This window comes from Mycobacterium sp., assembly GCF_035697385.1.
Classification (GTDB): Bacteria; Actinomycetota; Actinomycetes; order Mycobacteriales; family Mycobacteriaceae; genus Mycobacterium.
The window spans coordinates 34830-52941 of the sequence record NZ_DASSCY010000026.1; the positions used below are offsets into that span (position 1 = coordinate 34830).

Sequence of the window (18112 nt, forward strand, 5' to 3'; positions counted from 1 at the left end):
TTGGCAATGTTTGCGGTCGGCTGAAATCAGACGTCATCAGTTCGTTTGATCCGGCCGACGCCCGGGACAAAACGGCCGACCTTCGCGGCGTAGCGGACATACGCGTCGCCATGTGCCCACCGAAGATAGGGTTCCTCGACGCGTCGGACGTGCACGTCGATGCCCAATGCCACTGCGACGACACCGGTCAGGGCGACCGCGTTCGGTGCCATCAGTGCCAACCCGGCCGCGGTGACGATGATGAACGTGAAGATCGGGTTGCGGATCACCGCGAACAAGCCGGTTGTGACCAGTTCAGGGCGCTCGGTGTAATCGATGGTGGCCCGCCACGACGTGCCCATCCCGGACTGCGCGACCCACACTGCGCCAATGCCGAAGGCGGCCAACAACGTTCCGGCGACGCGCACCCCGGTGAATTCGAGATAGCGCACCGCGTCCATCCGGCTCGTGGCAGCGAGGACGGCGCCTGCGACAGTCGTCGTCATTCCCGCGAATGCGACCGCACCGCCTGCGAAATCGGATGCCTTCAAGCCCGAGACGCGACGTGGAGTTCCCGTCGACCCGGTCGAGCGCCAGTGCAGATAGCCCCGCGCCAGCACGTCGACGGCGAAGAAAACGAGGAACAACGCCACCGCCAGCCATGCGAACGCGATTTCCATGTCGGGCGTTACGGCCCGGATCGGATTGTCGGCGGCTCGTGCGCCCGCACCGGCGGCAGTGGCGCGGTGTACTTCTCGACCTGCACCAGCGCGTGGGCGCCGGTGCACCCCCTGGCCAGCGACGAGGTCCCGACGTCGTCGGTCAGCACATTGGGATTGCCGTGCACGCACATGGTGTCCGGATCGGCGGGATCCAACGGATCGAACCACGCGCCGGTCGGAAGCTGCACCACATCGGGGCGCAGCCGATCGTCGATTACCACCCCGGCCAGGCAGGCCCCGCGGTAGTTGAACACCCTGACCACATCGCCGTCGGACAGCCGGCGCGCGGCCGCGTCCGTCGGGTGCATCCGGATCGGTTCGCGCCCTTGCACTTTGGATGCCTGGCTGGTGGCGCCGCCATCCAGCTGACTGTGCAGCCTTGACGCGGGCTGGTTGGCCAGCAGGTGCAGCGGATAGCTGGCCGCGCGGGAGCCACCGAGCCATTCGGCGGGCTCGTACCATTTGGGGTGGCCGGCGCAGTCGTCATAGCCGAAGCTGTCGATGTCGGCCGAGAAGATCTCGATACGACCGCTAGGGGTGCCAAGTCGGTTCGCCTGCGGGTCGGCGCGAAAGTCGGCCAGCAGGGTGAGCCCGTTCTCGGTGGGGAGCCGCACCCGGCCCATCGCCCAGAAGTCGTCGAATTCCGGTACCGCGAAATCCAGCCCCGCGGCCCATTTGTCGTACAGATGCACCAGCCACTGCCAGGCACTTCGGCCCTCGGTGAACTGTTCGCCGAATCCCAGCGTTTCGGCCAGGGCCGCGAAAGTCGTGTAATCGTCGCGGGATTGGGCATATGGCTCGGCCATCTTGGGCATCGCCATCAGCAGCGGATCGTTTCGCGAACCGGAGTAGTCGTTGCGTTCGAACGGCGTGGTCGACGGCACCACGATGTCGGCGTGCTTGGCCATCGCGGTCCAGTAGGGTTCGTGCACCACGATGGTGTCGACCCTGGCGAGCGCCCGCCGCAGCCGCGGGATGTTTTGGTGGTGGTGAAACGGATTCCCGCCTGCCCAGTACACCAATCTGATGTCGGGGTACGTCAGCCGTCGCCCGTTGTAGTCGAAAGGCTCACCGGGGTGCAGCAGCATGTCGCTGATCGCGGCGACCGGGATGAACGTCTGCACCGGATTCGGCCCCTGCGGCAGCTTGGGCAGGCGAAAGCGCAGTGGCGGCAGTCCCGGCTCGTTCATCGAGCCGTAGCCGTGGCCGAAACCGCCTCCAGGAAGGCCGATTTGGCCCAGCATCGCGGCAAGCGTCAAACCCATCCATGGCGCCTGTTCGCCGTGCAGCGTGCGCTGCAGCGACCAGCTGACGGTGACGATGGTGCGGCAGGCGGCCATCCGCCTCGCCAACCCGATGAGGTCCTCGGCGGGCAACCCGCAGATCGGCGACGCCCACTGCGGTGACTTCGGCACACCGTCGTCGAGGCCGAGCAGATAGCGCTCGAAGCGCTCGTAACCGGTGCAGTACGTGCGGAGAAAGCCCCGATCGGCCAGCGACTCGGTGGCCAGCACGTGCGCCAGAGCGAGCATGATGGCCACGTCGGTGCCAGGCACCGCCGCATGCCATTCGCAGTCGCCCTCGACGTCATCACGCAGCGGCGAGAAGGACACGATCCGACCGCCACGGTCGCGGAAGCGGCGCAACGCGTCCCGCGCCGGATGCGCAGTGGTGCCACCGTGATTGATCGCGGTGTTCTTCAAAGCCAGCCCGCCGAAACACACCAGCAGATCGGTGTGCTCGACGATGACCTCCCATGAGGTGGATCGCTTGAACAGATCATCGTGGTTGCCGACCACTCGTGGCATGATCACCCCGGTCGCGCCAAGGCTGTACGAGTGCCGTGAAAAGGTATATCCACCAAGGAGTTTGAGGAACCGGTGCACCTGGCTCTGCGCGTGGTGGAACCGGCCGGCACTGGCCCAGCCGTACGAGCCGCCGTAGATCGCCTCGTTGCCGTGGGTGTCGACGACCCGGCGTAGCTCGCCGGCCAGCAGTTCGGTGAGCTCCTCCCATGAGACGGCGACGAACTCGTCGGCGCCACGGCGCGTACTCGGGCCCGGTCCGTTGCGCAGCCAGCCGCGCCGCACCGCAGGCGTGGTGATCCGCGAGCGGTGCCGGATTGACCCGGGAAGGTTGCCCAACAATGGCGATGGATCGGTGTCGCCGTCGAAAGGTGTGACTGAAGCGATGTCACCGGAATCGATGGTCGCGGTGAATGCGCCCCAGTGCGTGAGGCTGGTTGGGGCTCCGGAGCCGCTCGGTTGGCGACATTGGGGCTGCACCATGGCGGCGAGTCTAGGGCCGGCGACCGACCTCCTCCGGCCAACCAACCACCCGGTTGGATGGTATATCGTCGGTGCAACGCCCCACCGATCCGGAGGTCAGCCTTGGGCACCGAAAAATCGCCCGTCGTCCTGTATGAACGCACGCTCTTCGAGCCCGACCACGACCTGTTCCGCGAGTCGTATCGGGCGTTTCTGGATCGCCACGTGGCGCCCTTCCACGAGCAGTGGGAGAAGGACAAGATCGTCGACCGCGGCGTGTGGCTGGAAGCCGGTAAGCAGGGCTTTCTCGGGATGGCGGTGCCCGAAGAGTACGGCGGCGGCGGCAACCCGGACTTCCGCTACAACGTGATTGTCACCGAAGAGACCACCGCCGGCCGCTACAGCGGCATCGGCTTCGGCTTGCACAACGACGTTGTCGCGCCGTATCTGCTGCGACTCGCCACCGAGGAACAGAAACAAAGGTGGCTGCCGCAGTTCTGCACCGGGGAAGTCATCACCGCGATCGCGATGACCGAGCCCGGAACCGGAAGCGACCTTCAGGGCATCAAGACGCGCGCCGTCAAGGATGGCGATCACTACGTGCTGAACGGTGCGAAGACGTTCATCACCAACGGCATCAACGCCGATCTGGTGATCGTGGTGGCTTGCACCGATCCGGATAAGGGTGCGATGGGCTTCTCGCTGCTCGTGGTTGAGCGGGGCATGGAGGGTTTCGAGCGCGGCCGCAAGCTCGACAAGATCGGCCTCGACGCGCAGGACACCGCAGAGTTGTCGTTCACCGACGTCAAGGTGCCCGCCGAGAACCTGCTTGGCGAAGAGGGCATGGGCTTTGTCTATCTGATGCAGAACCTGCCGCAGGAGCGCATCGGCATCGCGGTGATGGCGGCAACGGCGATGGAGGCCACGCTCGAGGAGACGTTGCGATACACCAAGGAGCGCAAGGCATTTGGCCGCCCCATCGGCAGCCAGCAGAACAGCCGGTTCCTGCTGGCCGAACTTGCCACCGAGGCCACCGTCGTGCGGATGATGGTCGACGAGTATTTGAAGCTTCACCTCGACGAGAAGCTGACCGCCGAGCAGGCGGCGATGGCGAAGTGGTACTCGACCGAGAAGCAGGTGTACCTGATCGACCGGTGCCTACAGCTGCACGGCGGCTACGGCTACATGCGTGAATACCCGGTCGCCCGGGCATATCTTGACTCGCGCGTGCAGACGATCTACGGCGGCACTACCGAGATCATGAAGGAGATCATCGGCCGCAGCCTGGGCGTCTGACGCAGAGCAGAACAAGGCGGGGCGCGTCGGAATATTGACGCCACGTTGTGCTGTATCGCCGACACGCCTTGGTTATCGTCATCAGACACGGTCGCGGGGGCGATACTCAACGTGACTAGCAGATGACGAAACGGGGCACAGTGCTGAGCGGGCTGATCGCGCGGATGACAATCGGCCTGTTGAGTGTGGCGGCCCTCGTACTCTGCGCTCCTATTGCGGTCGCGACTCCGGAGTCCGACGCAGACGCGTCGATCACCGCGGCGTGGGACGCCAGCGGCGGCCCCACTGGCCCGCTCGGGCCCAAAGACGGCGGCGTCTACCCCGTCGCCGAGGGCTTCGGACAGACCTTCGCCGGCGGCAAGGCCTTCTTCACCCCGGCCACCGGCGCCCACATCATGACCGGCGCGATTCTGGAGAAGTACGAGGCGCTGGGCGGTCCGGCCGACAGCGATCTCGGTTTCCCCACTATCGACGAGGGCGCAGGCCGCGCTCCTGGCAGCCGCAACACCACGTTCAGCGCAGCCGACAAACCGGTCATCTTCTGGACGCCGGAAACCGGCGCCCGGGTGGTGCGCGGGCCCATCAACGCCGCGTGGGACAAGCTCGGCGGCTCGGCCGGGAGGCTGGGTGTGCCGACCGAGGACGAGGCGTATCGCGGCGACGTCGTCAACCAGAAGTTCACCGGCGGAGAACTGTCCTACGACGCCAAGGCCAAGACGTTCACCACTGTGCCGCCCGAGCTGGCAGGGGAACTGGCGGACCTCGAGATCCCGGACGATCCGGCGTCGGCGATCAACGCGGCCCGGCGAGCGGCCGGGGGAGCGCTTGCGCTCGGCGGGGCGGAAGGCCCGCCGTATCCAATCGGCGGCGACGGTCTGGGCCAGAACTTCGCAGGCGGCAAGATCTTCTACAGCCGCGAAACCGGTGCGAACGTGGTGACCGGCCAAGTCCTGGCCAAGTACGAAAGCGTCGGCGGTCCAGAGGGCGACCTCGGATTCCCGACCAGTGACGAGGGCGACGGCGGCCTGGCGCCGTCGAGCCGGATCAGCACCTTCGCGGCCGAGGACAAACCGGTCATCTTCTGGACGCCCGACTACGGCGCCGTCATCGTGCGCGGTGCCATGAACGCCGCCTGGGAAAAGCTCGGCGGCGCAAAGGGTGAACTCGGCGCGCCGATGGCCGACCAGACGGAGAACGGCAACGTCATCACGCAGCGGTTCAGCGGCGGTGTGGTCTCGTGGGATTCCTCGACCAACAAGTTCACCACCGAGCCGTCGAATCTGGCATCCGAGTTGTCGGGCCTGCAGGTCCCTGGACACGAGCCAGCCAAGGCGCCCAACACCCCGCAGGCATCGGATACCGGCGGCGACAAGGGTTTCCAGTGGCACTGGTGGTGGTTGCTCGCTGTTGTCCCGGTATTGCTCCTCGTCGGGCTGGTGGCCTTCGCCGCTATGAGGGGCCGACGCAGTGGTCGCGACGACGATCGGTTCGACGCGGAAGCCGGTCTCGGATTGGACGTTCCGGCGTACAGCGGCGGACCTGGGGCCGCCGACCAGTCAACTACCGGTGATCACGCGGCCGAGCTGTTCGGCGACGGCTACTCGCGCGAAGTGCTTGGGTCGCTTCCCTCTTCGACAGTCGGCCAGCGGTCCTATCCGGATGCTCCGATCAGCCTGTGGGGTGCACCTGAGAGCGTTGACGAGACCACCGAGGCTCACCCTGCCGCGGCGCCGGCCGTCGCACAAGAGGCGCACGACGAGGAGCAGGAAGACCCCGATTCGGTCGACACCACTCCCACTCGCGTGCCAACCGCGGTTGAACGCGATCCGCTGACCGACACCGGGCGCCACGCACGTATCGAGATCGACGAGCCCGAACCATCTCGTACCGCGCTTCGCCTTCCACTCGACGACCCCAACCAGGCGCCGGAGGGGTACCCGGTCAAGGCCGATACCAAGTCCGGTCTGTACTGGTCGCCGGGCAGCGCGTTCTATGACGATGCCCGCGCCGAAATATGGTTCGCCAGCGAGGAAATCGCTCGCACCAACGGTTTCGTCAAGGGCGACTAGATCGCCGTCAGATCTCCGCTAGATCTTGCGGATGACGGTCACGACCTTGCCGAGCACCGCAGCGTCATTGCCGGGAATCGGATCGAACGCCGGGTTGTGCGGCATCAGCCACACCTGACCACGCGTGCGCTTGAAGGTCTTCACCGTCGCTTCACCGTCGATCATCGCCGCGACGATATCGCCGTTGTCGGCCACGTTCTGCTGACGCACCACCACCCAGTCGCCGTCGCAGATCGCCGCGTCGACCATCGACTCTCCGACCACCTTGAGCAAGAACAGCGACCCCTCGCCGACAAGCTCTTTGGGCAGTGGGAAGACGTCCTCGACGGCCTCCTCGGCCAGGATCGGCCCGCCGGCCGCGATGCGGCCGAGCACCGGCACGAACGTCGGCTCGGGTAGCGCGTCGGACCCAGCCACCTCGGTGGTGACGATGTTCGCCATATCCTCGGGAGTGCGCACGTCGACGGCGCGCGGCCGGTTCGGATCGCGCCGCAGATAGCCCTTTCGCTCCAGGGTGCGCAACTGGTGAGCAACCGACGACGTCGACGTCAGGCCGACCGCATCGCCGATCTCCCTGATGCTCGGCGGATAGCCGCGACTGGTGACGGAGGCGCGAATGACGTCGAGGATGGTGCGCTGACGCTCGGTGAGACCCGCATCGAGTCCTCGGCGTCCGCCGGTGCTGTCCGTGCTGACCGGGGTGTCGCTGCTGTCGTCGCTCATGGCGCCGAATGTAGTCCGCGCAGGGCCAATAATCAAACATGTGTTCGAGGCGTGTCGCCTTGAACCAGGTCGCCGGAAGCGGTGGCCGAATTTTGTCGGTGGGCTGCCCTATCGTTTGGCAACAGTTCGATCACATGTTCTATAAATCGAACAGGTGATCGAGTACTGTTCGAACACAAGAGCGAAAACGACGGAGCGGAGGGCAGAGCAATGACGATTCTCGACACCCGGGAAACCCAGGCGGCACCGGTGGTCAGGCCGGGAATCCGGCCGGCCGACACACGCCGCAGGCCACGGTCTGATCGCCCCGGCGGGGCGCCGATGCGCTACCGCGGCACGGGAGTGCTGATGTCGCGGGCTTCGCATCGTCGACGCCCGATATCCCCGGTCACCACCGTGATGCTCGCGCTGACCGCCGCGGCGATCACCGTGTGGCTCGGCCTCGTAGCCCAGCTGGGCGGGACAACCGACAGTGCCGCCGAGGTGCCGACGCGGCTGGCGGTGATCCAGGTCCAGGCCGGCGAGACCCTGCAGCACGTAGCTGCGCGCGTGGCGCCCGACGCACCGGCTGGCCAGGTCGTCGAGCGGATTCGCGAACTCAACCAGCTCGAATCGGCGGCGCTGGACGCGGGGCAGACACTCATCGCTCCCGTCGGCTAGTACCGTGCCGTGAGCGGTGAAAGGCATTGTCGCACAACCACTCTGGTCGGCACGGCGGCGACATGCGCCCCGTTTGCCCAGGTGCTGGGCCTCGCTGAAGGCACGCAGGTACGCTCGGAGACGTTCGAGGTAGTTGTTTGTCGTCGCGGCGAAGGAGCGGTGATGCACTGTCCGTTCTGCCGTAACCCCGACTCTCGCGTGGTCGATTCGCGCGAAACCGACGAAGGCCAGGCGATCCGGCGCCGCAGGTCGTGTCCCGAATGCGGGCGGCGGTTTACCACGGTTGAGACGGCCGTGCTGGCTGTCGTCAAGCGCAGCGGCGTCACCGAGCCGTTCAGCCGGGAGAAGGTCATCAGGGGCGTTCGGCGGGCCTGCCAGGGCCGACAGGTCGACGACGACGCGTTGAATCTGCTCGCCCAGCAGGTGGAGGACGCCGTCCGGGCGGCAGGCTCACCCGAGGTGCCCAGCCACGAGGTGGGGCTGGCGATCCTTGGTCCGCTGCGGGAACTCGACGAGGTCGCCTATCTGCGATTTGCATCGGTGTACCGGTCGTTCTCGTCGGCAGAGGATTTCGAGCGCGAGATCGAAGCGTTGCGGGCGCATCGCAATTCGCCCCAACCCGCCCAGAACTGACTCCAGCGGTCGTCAGTCGATCTGCTTCACGCCGTCGCTGACGACGCGGCCGGCGATCCGAACCCAGCCCTCCGCGCTCCATCGCGTGTGGATGACCGATCCCTTGCCCTGCACGATTGTCAGATCACGGCTGAGGTAATCGGTGATCCGCACGGCAGCAGCGCCGGTGGCCTCGTCCTCGGGCACGCCGAGGTTCGCGGCGAACATGCGTGAGCGCAGCTCGCCCCGCTCCTTGTCGGTCCATGTCCACAGGTAGTTCTGAATGTCGTCGGGATAATCGTCGGGATCGGCCGCGAAGAGCTCATCGGTGGTCGCAATGTCGTAGATCGCGAACTCCGGCGCCCAGTCCGAACGGGCGCTGACCGCGGTCAGATCATCCTCGTAGGCGACCTGCACAATGCCCGCCGGGACCTGCAGAGTATGGATCGGTCTGCCAATGTCGCGTAGCCACCAGGAAGCACCGACGGTCGGATGCCCTGCGAACGGAAGCTCGGTGGCGGGCGTATAAATGCGCGCGTGAGCCGTGCTGGTACCGGGTTCTGGCAGGTCGATGAATACCGTTTCGCTGTAACCCAATTCGGTGGCTATCCGCTGGCGGTCGCCGGGGTCTGCCGTGCTGGCGTCCACAACGCCGAGGGGGTTTCCGAAGTTGCCGTCAGGGTCGGTGAAAACGCGCAGCACTGTCACGTCGATGGCCATGGGCCGATGCTACTTCTTATCGGATCGCGGTCGGCTTCCCGCCTGTCAGGTCGCGCTGCGTTCGTCGGTGCCCATCGCGTCAAGCACGGCGACGCGGGTGTCGATCGAACCGGAAATGGCGCCCTCGCTGATGCCGGTGCGCAGCAGGCTGCGCAGGTAATCCTGGTCGTAGATGGCGGGCTCGGTGGAATCGATGAACCGCTCCACGACCTCGACGAATCGGTCCGGATCGTCATGGAATGGGAAGTGCCCGGAACCTTCGAAGATCTCCAACAGTGAACCGGGCATCGCGGCGTGCGCCATCCTGGCGTGGCTTACCGGGATCACCGAATCGTGGCTGCCCCAAATCAATTGCACTGGAACGGATTGCGTCAAATAACATCGGTCCAGCATGGTGACCACCTGGCCGCGCCAGTCGACCACGGCGCGCAATGTGCGTGCGAACGCCGATGAGGCGGTCGGCTCCGGAAGGTCGGCCAGGATCCGCAGTACATCGGGAAGGTCGCGACCCAGGCCGGTCGAGCCGATCACACCGCCGGCCATCCGGCCCACCACCTGCAGGGCTGGCAGCACCAGTGGCAGGCGCAGGAACGCCAGTGCTTCACTGCCCATTGGCAGCGAGGCGACCCGCAGCGCGAAGTTCACGTCCTTGGTCACCCCGCCCGCCCCGACCAGAATCAGCCGGTCGACCAGCTGCGGGAACTGGTAGGCGAACTGCATCGCGACCCCACCGCCCAGCGAGTGGCCGACCACCGTGACCCGGTCGATGTCGAGCACGCTGAGCAGATCCCTCATGCCGTTGGCGTATGCGGCCACCGAATAGTCGGCGCGCGGCTTGTCAGACTTGCCGTGTCCCAGAAGGTCGGGTGCGATGACCGTGAACCGCTGGGCGAGCTTGCTCTGAACTGTGCTCCACGTGGTGGAGTTGTCGCCGATGCCGTGAATCAACAGGATCGTCGGGCCGGAACCGGCCACCCGGTACGCGCGCCGGTACCCATGGATGGTCCGATACGCAAGCGTCGGCGTCAGTTCCCTCACGGAACGCAAGTTGGGCTTTCGTTTAGCCATGAATCCGGGTCATTTCGCCAACTTCGTCGTCGGGCCGGCAGGGGCTGCTACTTGTTGTCCGGGTCGTCGGTGAAGCCGTCTTTGAACTTGTCACGTTGTGCGAGGAATCGTTCGAACTCGGCGCCTAATTCGTCACCGCTTGGCAGATCTTCATCGCGCGCCAGCAGCGACCGGTTCTCCTGAGCGGCAACGAACGCATCGTACTGTCGCTCCAGCGCCTCCACCACTTGAGCGACCTCGGTGCTTGCGGCGACCTGTTCGTTGATTTTGTCGTGCACCTCGGCGGCCGCCTCAGTGAGCGCCGCAGTCGGTATCTGCAGCGAACCACTCTTGGCGACCTCGGAGAGCAGCGCCTCGGCCGCACTGGGGTAGTCCGTTTGGGCCAGGTAATGCGGAACGTGGACGGTGAAGCCCACGACCTCGTGGCCGTGCTGGGCCATCCGGAACTCGAGCAGGTTCGACACGCTGCCGGGCACCTGCACCTCACCGACCCAGGGCTGGTGGTCGGCGATCAGCTCCTTTTCGTTGGAATGCGCGGTCATGGTGATCGGGCGGGTGTGTGGCACGGCCATCGGGATGGTGCCCAGCCCGATGACCCGCCGAACGCCGAGCCGCTCGGCCAGCAGCCGCACCGCCGTGATGAAGCGCTCCCAGCGCAGGTCAGGCTCCATGCCGGCGAGCAACAGGAATGGGGTGCCGACCGTGTCGTGCAGCGCGTACAGGTTGAGCTCGGGGTCTTCGTAGTGAGTGAAGTGGTCTGTCTTGAACGTCATCATCGGACGCCGCGAGCGGTAATCGAGCAGTTCGTCGATGGCGAACGACGCCACCAGTTCGGTGTCCAGCGTGTTCTTGAGATGCGCTGCGGCCAATCGGATGGCGTGTCCGGCGTCCGAGAAGCCTTCGAGGGCGTGGATCATCACCGGTCCGCGGCCGTCGTCGGATGACAGCTGCGGCGCAGGGAACTCCAACTCGTAAATCCCGGTCTGCTCGGGCTGGTAGTGCTGATCTGGACTACCTGGGTCGTCAGCCATTCTGCCTCGCCTCCTCGTGACACCTAGTGTCGCGCATATCGCGGTGGATGCCGTTGCCGCCCCACCCGGCGACGTTTGCCCAATGTCGCGTGCCTGCCGTTCGGGCAAGATCGGTGGGGTGCGCGTATCGGCGGCCGGCCGGACTGTCCTGGCGATCACGCTGCTGCTCGCGGTTACGGCGGCGTGTACCCGTGCCGGCACCACCGAACATCCCACCACGGCCGCCCCGTTACTTAGGCAACCTGCGACGGCACCGGCCACGGCGCAGCCCGTGCAACCCGACCCTGAGGTGGGTGCGGTGTTTCTCGGCGGCGGCTCATTTCACACCTGCAGTGGCGCGGTGCTGGACTCGGCCGGGGGAGACCTGATTCTGACCGCGGCGCACTGCCTCGCCGACGGCGTCGACGCCACATTCGTCGCCGGTTTCAGCAATGATGCCGCGCCGGAGGACGTCTGGCACCTCGACGCCGTCTATCTGGACCCGCGGTGGATGCAGAACCAGGATCCGATGGCCGACTTCGCGATCGCCAGGGTGAGTCGCGAGGCGGGCGGCACAATCGTCGCCGAAGCCGGTGGCGGCCTGACGCTGGGGTCGGCTCCGAATCCGGGGACGGTCGTCACGGTCACCGGTTACCCGATGGGTGAAGGCGGCGGTCCTATCGCCTGCCGGGGCCCCACTGTGCCTGCGACACAAGGCTTTCCGTCGCTGCCCTGCGAGGGCCTGGTCGATGGGTTCTCGGGTGCGCCGTGGGTAACCGGGTCGACGGTCACGGGTCTGGTCGGCGGCCTCGACGGTGGCGGCTGTGAAGACAAAAGTTCGTATTCGCCGCCGTTCGACGACGCGATCACCGGCCTGCTCAGGCGCGCCGAGGCAGGCGGCCCGGCCGATGACCCGCCAACAGTGTTCAACGACGGGTGCGACTAACCGGCGACGACTAGGTGCGGAACTGATTGAGCGCGCGCAGCTTGTTCATCACGTCGAGCGCCGCGACCTTGTAGGCCTCCGAGAACGTCGGGTAATTAAAGACGGCGTCGACGAGGTAGTCGACCGTGCCGCCGCATCCCATCACCGCCTGGCCGATATGCACCAGTTCCGTGGCGCTCGTACCGAAGATGTGCACGCCGAGCAGCCTGAGATCCTCAGTCGATACCAGCAACTTGAGCATGCCGTAGGAGTCGCCCGCGATCTGCCCGCGCGCCAACTCGCGGTAGCGCGACACACCGACCTCGTACGGGATCGAATCCTTGGTGAGCTCATCCTCGGTGGCGCCAACGTAGGACACCTCGGGGATCGAATAGATGCCGATTGGCTGGATCTCGGTGATGCCCTTGGTCGGCTCGCCGAACGCGTGATAGGCGGCCAGCCGGCCCTGCTCCATCGATGTCGCGGCGAGCGCGGGGAAGCCGATCACGTCGCCGACGGCGTAGATGTGGTCGACCTTGGTTTGGAACTGGTCGTCAACGAAGATCCGTCCGCGGCTGTCGGTCTCCAGGCCTGCGTTCGCCAGGTCGAGGTGGTCGGTCTGGCCTTGTCGCCCAGCCGAATACATCACCGTCTCCGCCGGTATCTGTTTACCGCTGGCCAGCGTGGTCACCGTGCCCGCGGCGCCGACGTCGACGGCCGTCACCTCCTCGCCGAAGCGGAACGTCACCGCCAGGTCGCGCAGGTGGAACTTCAAGGCCTCGATGATCTCCGGGTCGCAGAACTCGAGCATGTTGTCGCGCTTCTCCACGACGGTGACCTTGGTGCCCAGGGCGGCGAACATCGAGGCGTACTCAATGCCGATGACGCCGGCACCGACGACCACCATCGTCGACGGCAGGGACTTGAGGTCGAGAATGCCGTCGGAGTCCAGCACCCGGTCCTCGTCGAACTCGACGCCGGTGGGCCGGGCTGGCTTGGTGCCCGTGGCGATCACGATGTACTCACCGCTGACGCTCGTGCGCTCGCCGCGGGTGGGTTCCTCGACCAGCACCGTGTGCGCGTCGACGAAGCGACCGTGGCCCTGGATCAAATCGATCCGGTTGCGCATCAGCTGCGATCGGACGACATCCTGCTCCTTGCCGATGACATGGCTGGTGCGGGCCAAGAGGTCGGCGGGGGTGATCTTCTCTTTGACCCGGTAGCTCGCGCCGTACAGCTCGCGCTGGCTCATGCCGGTGAGGTAGACGACGGCCTCGCGCAGCGTCTTGGACGGGATGGTGCCGGTGTTCACGCATACGCCGCCCAGCATCCGCCCGCGCTCGATGACGGCGACCGACTTGCCGAGCTTTGCCGCGGCGATAGCGGCCTTCTGCCCGCCCGGGCCCGATCCGATGACGACGAGGTCGTATTCCAGCACAGAAGCCATGGCACAAGGTGTACGCCGGTTGCGGCAATCTCGCACGCCGACTGGCGTCAATAGCAAGTGAATTAACTGCGTGGCAGAGCGAATCGGAAGTTACGCGCGCGCCTGCCCTTACGTCTGGCCGGCCGGTGAGACGATGACGTCGATGGTCAGGTCGGGATCGGTGGTCATGGGTTGCGCGCTGCTCATGGCCACGATGCTGCTCGGTGGTTGCACCCGGGTGATCGTGGGGGCAGCGCACCCCGCGGGACCCGCAGACGAGGAGCGCCCGCCGATTCCGGTGGCGGACTTGCTGATTGAGCCCGAGCGCTTTCCCGCGCGGTATCCCGCCGTGGTGCTCGACGGCACGGCGATGGATCGGGTATTGCAGGACATCGACGGTGTCCCCGGCGGATCTGTGGTCACCCCGCCGGCCTGCGCGTCGCCGCCGCTAACGCCGCATCACACCGCCGCCGCGCAGGGTACCGACAGCGAGGACTCCAGCAGCCTGATCGTTGCGGTGACAAGTCCCGCACCGCCGCTGCGGGCCAGGGCCGAGCAACTGACCGCCTGCCCGTCGTTCACGGCTGTCCGCGACGGCGAGACGTTCTCGGTGACGGCGACGCTGTTGCCTGCCCCGCCTGTCGACGCCGACGACAGCTACGCCGTCGACCAGACCGTCACCTTGCCGTCGGGATCGACGCGCCGAACGATGACGTTGGCGGCCCAAATCGGCCAGGTGCTCGTGCGCGCAACCTGGCTGCTAGAGGGCGCCACCGACTCCGCGCCTGATACGCAGTCGCTGGACACGCTGTTCACCGACGCGGTGCTCAAGGTGCATCGCGTCGACGGGCCCTAGTCCATTCACAGTCGCGATTTCATCCCCAGGCCGCGCCTGAAGCCTCGCTTCGGACGTGTGACCGACGGTTCCGATCGCAAAGTTTGGCTCATGACGCAACCACGTGATTTCCACTTGAACCGGCCCGCTGTCCTGATCGCGGCTCTGCCCGCCGTGCTCGGCTTCGTGCCCGAAAAGTCTCTCGTACTCGTGACCGCGGACCGCGGCGAAATGGGATGCGTTATGCGCGTGGACCTTTCGGACGAACTGCTGGAGTCCGTTGAGCACATCGCGGAAGTGGCCGCCGCGGCCAAACCGGATTCGGCGATCGCAGTCGTGGTCGACGAGGACGGAGCCGACTGCCGGATGTGCAACGACGAATACCGCGAACTGGCCGCCGTCCTGGCCGACTCGCTCGCTGAGAGGGGCATTGAACTACTGGCCGCCCACGTGGTGGATCGGGTCGCCGTCGGCGGCCGCTGGCACTGCGCGGATGGCTGCGGTAGCGCAGGCATCGTGAACGACCCGTCGGCGTCGCCGTTGGCCATGGCGGCCGTTCTGGACGGACGCAGGCTCTACACCCGTCGCGCCGAGCTGCAGCAGGTCGTCGAAGTAAGCGATCCGGTCCGCCGCGCCGCGCTCGTCGACGTCATCGCCGACCAGGAACCGGCTGACGCCGAACAACCGGATGCTCAGGCGCGCGTCGACATCGAAGACGCCATTGCCGCTGCCGCGCACGTGGTCGATGGCCGGGAGCTGTCGGATGACCAGCTGGCGAGGCTGGCGTGGGCGCTGAAGGATCCGCGTGTGCGTGACACCCTGTACGCACTTGCGGTGGGGGAGAGCGCAGGGCAGGCAGAGTCTCTGTGGGCGTTGTTGTCGCGCACGCTGCCCGACCCGTGGCGGGTGGAGGCACTGGTGCTGCTCGCGTTCTCCGCTTATGTCCGCGGCGACGGCCCGCTGGCCGGGGTGGCGCTGGACGCGGCGCTACGGGGCGATCCCACACACCGGATGGCAGGCATGCTCGACACTGCTCTGCAGTCGGGCATGCGGCCCGAACAGATTCGTGAACTGGCCGTCACGGGCTACCATCTGGCCGATCAGCTGGGCGTGCGGCTACCGCCGAAGCGACCGTTCGGCAGGCGTGCGGGATAGCTCTGCGGCTCTGCGCTAGACCTTTTCGACCTTCACGGCGTGGGCCATGTGGTGAGGCAGCTCGACTTGCTCGTGGCCGGGGATCACGATCATGACCCCGCCATGGTCGTTGCCTTGCACGGTAACTCGCGCGTTGGGCACCACGCCGGCGTCCTTGAGCCTGGCGATCAGCTCGGCGTCGCCCTGGACGTGTTCAGTGAGTTGGCGCACGACAACCGCGACGGGCATCCCGGCCGGCAGTTCGGTGAGCCGGACCAGGTTGATGGCGTCATTGGCCAAGTGGTCGCCGACGCCCAACTCGGACAGGCCGGGGATCGGGTTGCCGAACGGCGAGGTGGTCGGGTTGTTGAGGACCTGCACCAAGCGGCGCTCGACGTCCTCGCTCATCACGTGTTCCCAACGGCACGCCTCGGCGTGCACTTCTTCCCATGGCAGCCCGATCACGTCGACCAACAGCCGCTCAGCGAGCCGGTGCTTGCGCATCACGGCGACGGCCAAGGCGCGGCCCTTGTCGGTCAGCTCTAGATGCCGGTCGCCGGCGACGTGGAGCAGTCCATCGCGCTCCATCCGGGAAACGGTCTGGCTGACGGTGGGTCCACTCTGCTCGAGGCGTTCGGCGATGCGCGCGCGCAACGGAACTACGCCCTCTTCCTCGAGGTCGTAGATCGTCCGCAAGTACATCTCGGTGGTATCGACAAGATCGTTCATTCCGCACCCTCCGTCACGGCGAGTCTACCGGTTTGGCCGCCTGAACTGCGGTGCAACATTCGCCGTGCACTGGGCTCCCGCGTGCGACACACCACTGGGCCCGCCGGTTGCCCGGCGGGCCCAGTGCACCGTGTCTAGCTGGCGTAAGAGCGCAGACGGTCGGCGCGCTCGCCGTTGCGGAGCTTGGCCATCACCTCGCGCTCTATCTGGCGGACCCGCTCGCGAGAAAGACCGAACAGCTTGCCGATCTGATCCAGCGTGCGAGGTTGACCGTCGTCGAGGCCGAACCGCAACCGGATCACTTGCTGTTCGCGCTCGTCGAGGGTGGCCAGCACGTGGCGGATGTCGGTATGCAGCAGCTCGGAGATGACCGCGTTCTCGGCCGACATCGCCTCGGCGTCCTCGATGAAGTCACCAAGCGGCGCCTCTTCGTCGCTGCCGACCGGCATGTCCAGGCTCACCGGGTCGCGGCTGTGCTCGAGGAGGTCGGCGATCTTCTCCGCGGGGATGCCGGACTCTTCTGCCAGTTCCTCATCGGTGGCCTCACGGCCGAGGTTCTGGTGCATCTCGCGCTTGATCCGGGCCAACTTGTTGACCTGCTCGACCAGATGGACGGGCAACCGGATGGTGCGGCTCTGATCGGCCATACCGCGGGTGATCGCCTGACGGATCCACCACGTGGCATAAGTCGAGAACTTGAAGCCCTTGCTGTAGTCGAACTTCTCCATCGCGCGGATCAGGCCGAGGTTCCCCTCCTGAATCAGGTCCAGCAGCGGCATGCCGCGACCGGTGTAGCGCTTCGCCAGCGAGACGACCAGTCGCAGGTTCGCCTCCAGCAGATGGCGTCGCGCCGCCTCGCCGTCACGGACAACTGCGGCGAGATCACGTTTGCGGTTCTCGCCCAAACGCTTCCGGGTGTCAAGAAGATGCTGCGCGTAAAGGCCGGCCTCGATGCGCTTTGCGAGTTCAACCTCATCGGCGGCATTGAGCAAGGCCGTTTTGCCAATGCCATTCAAGTACACGCGCACTAGATCAGCGGCTGGACTCTGGGCGTCCAGATCCTGGTCGAAGCGGGCGGTGGTGGCATTCGCCATGACGGCCTCCTGATCGGCTCGAACTGTCATGAGCTACAACGCCCATCTGCCGCTAGGAGTTCCCACCCGTTGCCCGGTTCACACCTTCTGATCTGCGGTTATCCGGCGTCGACCTGAGAATGCGCTGAGAATAGAGCCAGAAGTTCCTCAGCTGGGAACATCGCCTTCCGGATCGGCCCCATCCGGCTGCGGCGCCGACGCTGCGCGTTGTTCCAGAGCAGGACGCTCGGCAGTGGGAAAAAGAGGTATCCGGCGCGATTCGTACCGCCGCGGCTCCTCGGCGCGCCGCGGCGGCCGATCGTTGGCGATCAGTACGGCGATCCACGGCAGCGGAATCGACGCCACCAAAATTGCGAGCGATATCAACCCGTTGTGCCAGATGCCGTAGGCGACGGCGGCGAAAATCAATGCCGGTATCCGGAACGACATGATCGTCAGGTATTTCCGCACGCGCTCGCGGTGCTGCACCTCGTGGGAGGGTGCCGCGCGGGTGATCAGGACGGGCCTGCCGTCGTCGTCGAAACTCAGCTCTTGGCCGTGTTTCATACCTCCACTGTTCCACATTCGTCGCCTGCTTTACGGGCTGGATAAATCACCGGCAAAATGGACCCATGCGAACCCAGACGATCGAGCGCACCGACACCGACGAACGCGTAGACGACGGGACCGACAGCGACACCCCGAAGTACTTCCACTATGTGAAGAAGGACAAGATCGCCGAAAGCGCTGTCATGGGTACGCACGTCGTCGCGTTGTGCGGCGAGGTGTTTCCGGTGACGCGGGCCGCCAAGCCGGGCTCCCCGGTGTGTCCCGAGTGCAAGCGGATCTACGAAAAGCTCAAGA

18 protein-coding genes are annotated in these 18112 nt (G+C 66.0%); 8 read left to right on the top strand and 10 right to left on the bottom strand.

The annotated features are described in order from the left end of the window. Window positions 1-26: 26 nt before the first annotated feature. Together VFH65_RS02635 and VFH65_RS02640 are read right to left on the bottom strand one after the other, a co-directional pair. Window positions 27-659: a methyltransferase family protein gene (locus VFH65_RS02635; protein ID WP_353319575.1), complete on the bottom strand. Its 633-nt coding sequence runs from the start codon at window positions 657-659 to the stop codon at window positions 27-29. An 8-nt stretch (window positions 660-667) separates the two neighbouring features. Continuing rightward, window positions 668-2989 carry a molybdopterin guanine dinucleotide-containing S/N-oxide reductase gene (locus VFH65_RS02640; protein ID WP_353319576.1) on the bottom strand — a complete coding sequence of 774 codons (2322 nt, stop codon included), beginning with the start codon at window positions 2987-2989 and terminating at the stop codon, window positions 668-670. 129 nt (window positions 2990-3118) lie between these two features. Between VFH65_RS02640 and VFH65_RS02645 the strand changes: the two genes are divergently transcribed. Both VFH65_RS02645 and VFH65_RS02650 read left to right on the top strand, forming a co-directional pair. Next, window positions 3119-4264 (top strand): acyl-CoA dehydrogenase family protein, encoded by a 1146-nt coding sequence (locus VFH65_RS02645; protein WP_414688342.1) that lies wholly within the window; start codon window positions 3119-3121, stop codon window positions 4262-4264. A gap of 122 nt (window positions 4265-4386) precedes the next feature. Next, window positions 4387-6333 (top strand): LGFP repeat-containing protein, encoded by a 1947-nt coding sequence (locus VFH65_RS02650; RefSeq protein ID WP_353319578.1) that lies wholly within the window; start codon window positions 4387-4389, stop codon window positions 6331-6333. 18 nt (window positions 6334-6351) lie between these two features. Here VFH65_RS02650 and lexA read toward each other — a convergent pair whose 3' ends face one another. Then, window positions 6352-7056: a transcriptional repressor LexA gene (gene lexA, locus VFH65_RS02655; protein WP_353319579.1), complete on the bottom strand. Its 705-nt coding sequence runs from the start codon at window positions 7054-7056 to the stop codon at window positions 6352-6354. A gap of 210 nt (window positions 7057-7266) precedes the next feature. On the opposite strand from lexA, the gene VFH65_RS02660 reads away from it, so the two are divergent. Then, window positions 7267-7716 (top strand): LysM peptidoglycan-binding domain-containing protein, encoded by a 450-nt coding sequence (locus tag VFH65_RS02660; protein WP_353319580.1) that lies wholly within the window; start codon window positions 7267-7269, stop codon window positions 7714-7716. Window positions 7717-7878: 162 nt separating this feature from the next. Further along, window positions 7879-8349 (top strand): transcriptional regulator NrdR, encoded by a 471-nt coding sequence (nrdR, locus tag VFH65_RS02665; RefSeq protein ID WP_353319581.1) that lies wholly within the window; start codon window positions 7879-7881, stop codon window positions 8347-8349. A gap of 12 nt (window positions 8350-8361) precedes the next feature. Here nrdR and VFH65_RS02670 read toward each other — a convergent pair whose 3' ends face one another. Genes VFH65_RS02670 through VFH65_RS02680 form a run of 3 tightly spaced genes read right to left on the bottom strand, consistent with a single transcriptional unit; the run spans window position 8362 to window position 11147 of the window. Then, window positions 8362-9048, bottom strand: coding sequence for a PhzF family phenazine biosynthesis protein (locus VFH65_RS02670; protein ID WP_353319582.1), 687 nt, complete (start codon window positions 9046-9048; stop codon window positions 8362-8364). Between the two features lie 45 nt (window positions 9049-9093). Continuing rightward, complete coding sequence (locus VFH65_RS02675; protein WP_353319583.1) at window positions 9094-10116, bottom strand: alpha/beta fold hydrolase; 1023 nt, start codon at window positions 10114-10116, stop codon at window positions 9094-9096. A 47-nt stretch (window positions 10117-10163) separates the two neighbouring features. After that, entirely contained in the window at window positions 10164-11147 is a 984-nt protein-coding gene (locus VFH65_RS02680) for a proteasome assembly chaperone family protein (RefSeq protein WP_353319584.1), read from the bottom strand. A 118-nt stretch (window positions 11148-11265) separates the two neighbouring features. On the opposite strand from VFH65_RS02680, the gene VFH65_RS02685 reads away from it, so the two are divergent. Then, window positions 11266-12072, top strand: coding sequence for a trypsin-like serine peptidase (locus VFH65_RS02685; protein ID WP_353319585.1), 807 nt, complete (start codon window positions 11266-11268; stop codon window positions 12070-12072). 10 nt (window positions 12073-12082) lie between these two features. Here the strand turns inward: VFH65_RS02685 and sthA are convergent, their stop codons facing one another. Further along, window positions 12083-13489 (bottom strand): Si-specific NAD(P)(+) transhydrogenase, encoded by a 1407-nt coding sequence (sthA, locus tag VFH65_RS02690; RefSeq protein WP_353319596.1) that lies wholly within the window; start codon window positions 13487-13489, stop codon window positions 12083-12085. A 79-nt stretch (window positions 13490-13568) separates the two neighbouring features. Here sthA and VFH65_RS02695 point away from each other — a divergent pair, with 79 nt between their 5' ends. Both VFH65_RS02695 and VFH65_RS02700 read left to right on the top strand, forming a co-directional pair. Next, window positions 13569-14333, top strand: a complete 765-nt coding sequence (locus VFH65_RS02695; protein WP_353319586.1) for a hypothetical protein — start codon at window positions 13569-13571, stop codon at window positions 14331-14333. 90 nt (window positions 14334-14423) lie between these two features. After that, a complete protein-coding gene (locus VFH65_RS02700; RefSeq protein ID WP_353319587.1) occupies window positions 14424-15467 on the top strand; it encodes a DUF4192 domain-containing protein in 1044 nt (347 codons plus the stop codon). A 15-nt stretch (window positions 15468-15482) separates the two neighbouring features. Here the strand turns inward: VFH65_RS02700 and VFH65_RS02705 are convergent, their stop codons facing one another. The 3 genes from VFH65_RS02705 to VFH65_RS02715 form a co-directional block, all read right to left on the bottom strand. After that, window positions 15483-16175: a metal-dependent transcriptional regulator gene (locus tag VFH65_RS02705; RefSeq protein ID WP_353319588.1), complete on the bottom strand. Its 693-nt coding sequence runs from the start codon at window positions 16173-16175 to the stop codon at window positions 15483-15485. Window positions 16176-16309: 134 nt separating this feature from the next. After that, complete coding sequence (locus tag VFH65_RS02710) at window positions 16310-17299, bottom strand: sigma-70 family RNA polymerase sigma factor (protein WP_353319589.1); 990 nt, start codon at window positions 17297-17299, stop codon at window positions 16310-16312. 117 nt (window positions 17300-17416) lie between these two features. After that, window positions 17417-17833 carry a DUF3099 domain-containing protein gene (locus tag VFH65_RS02715; protein WP_414688341.1) on the bottom strand — a complete coding sequence of 139 codons (417 nt, stop codon included), beginning with the start codon at window positions 17831-17833 and terminating at the stop codon, window positions 17417-17419. Window positions 17834-17880: 47 nt separating this feature from the next. Here VFH65_RS02715 and VFH65_RS02720 point away from each other — a divergent pair. Further along, window positions 17881-18112, top strand: a 232-nt coding sequence (locus tag VFH65_RS02720; RefSeq protein ID WP_353319591.1) for a DUF3039 domain-containing protein, incomplete at its 3' end; no start/stop codon positions are given.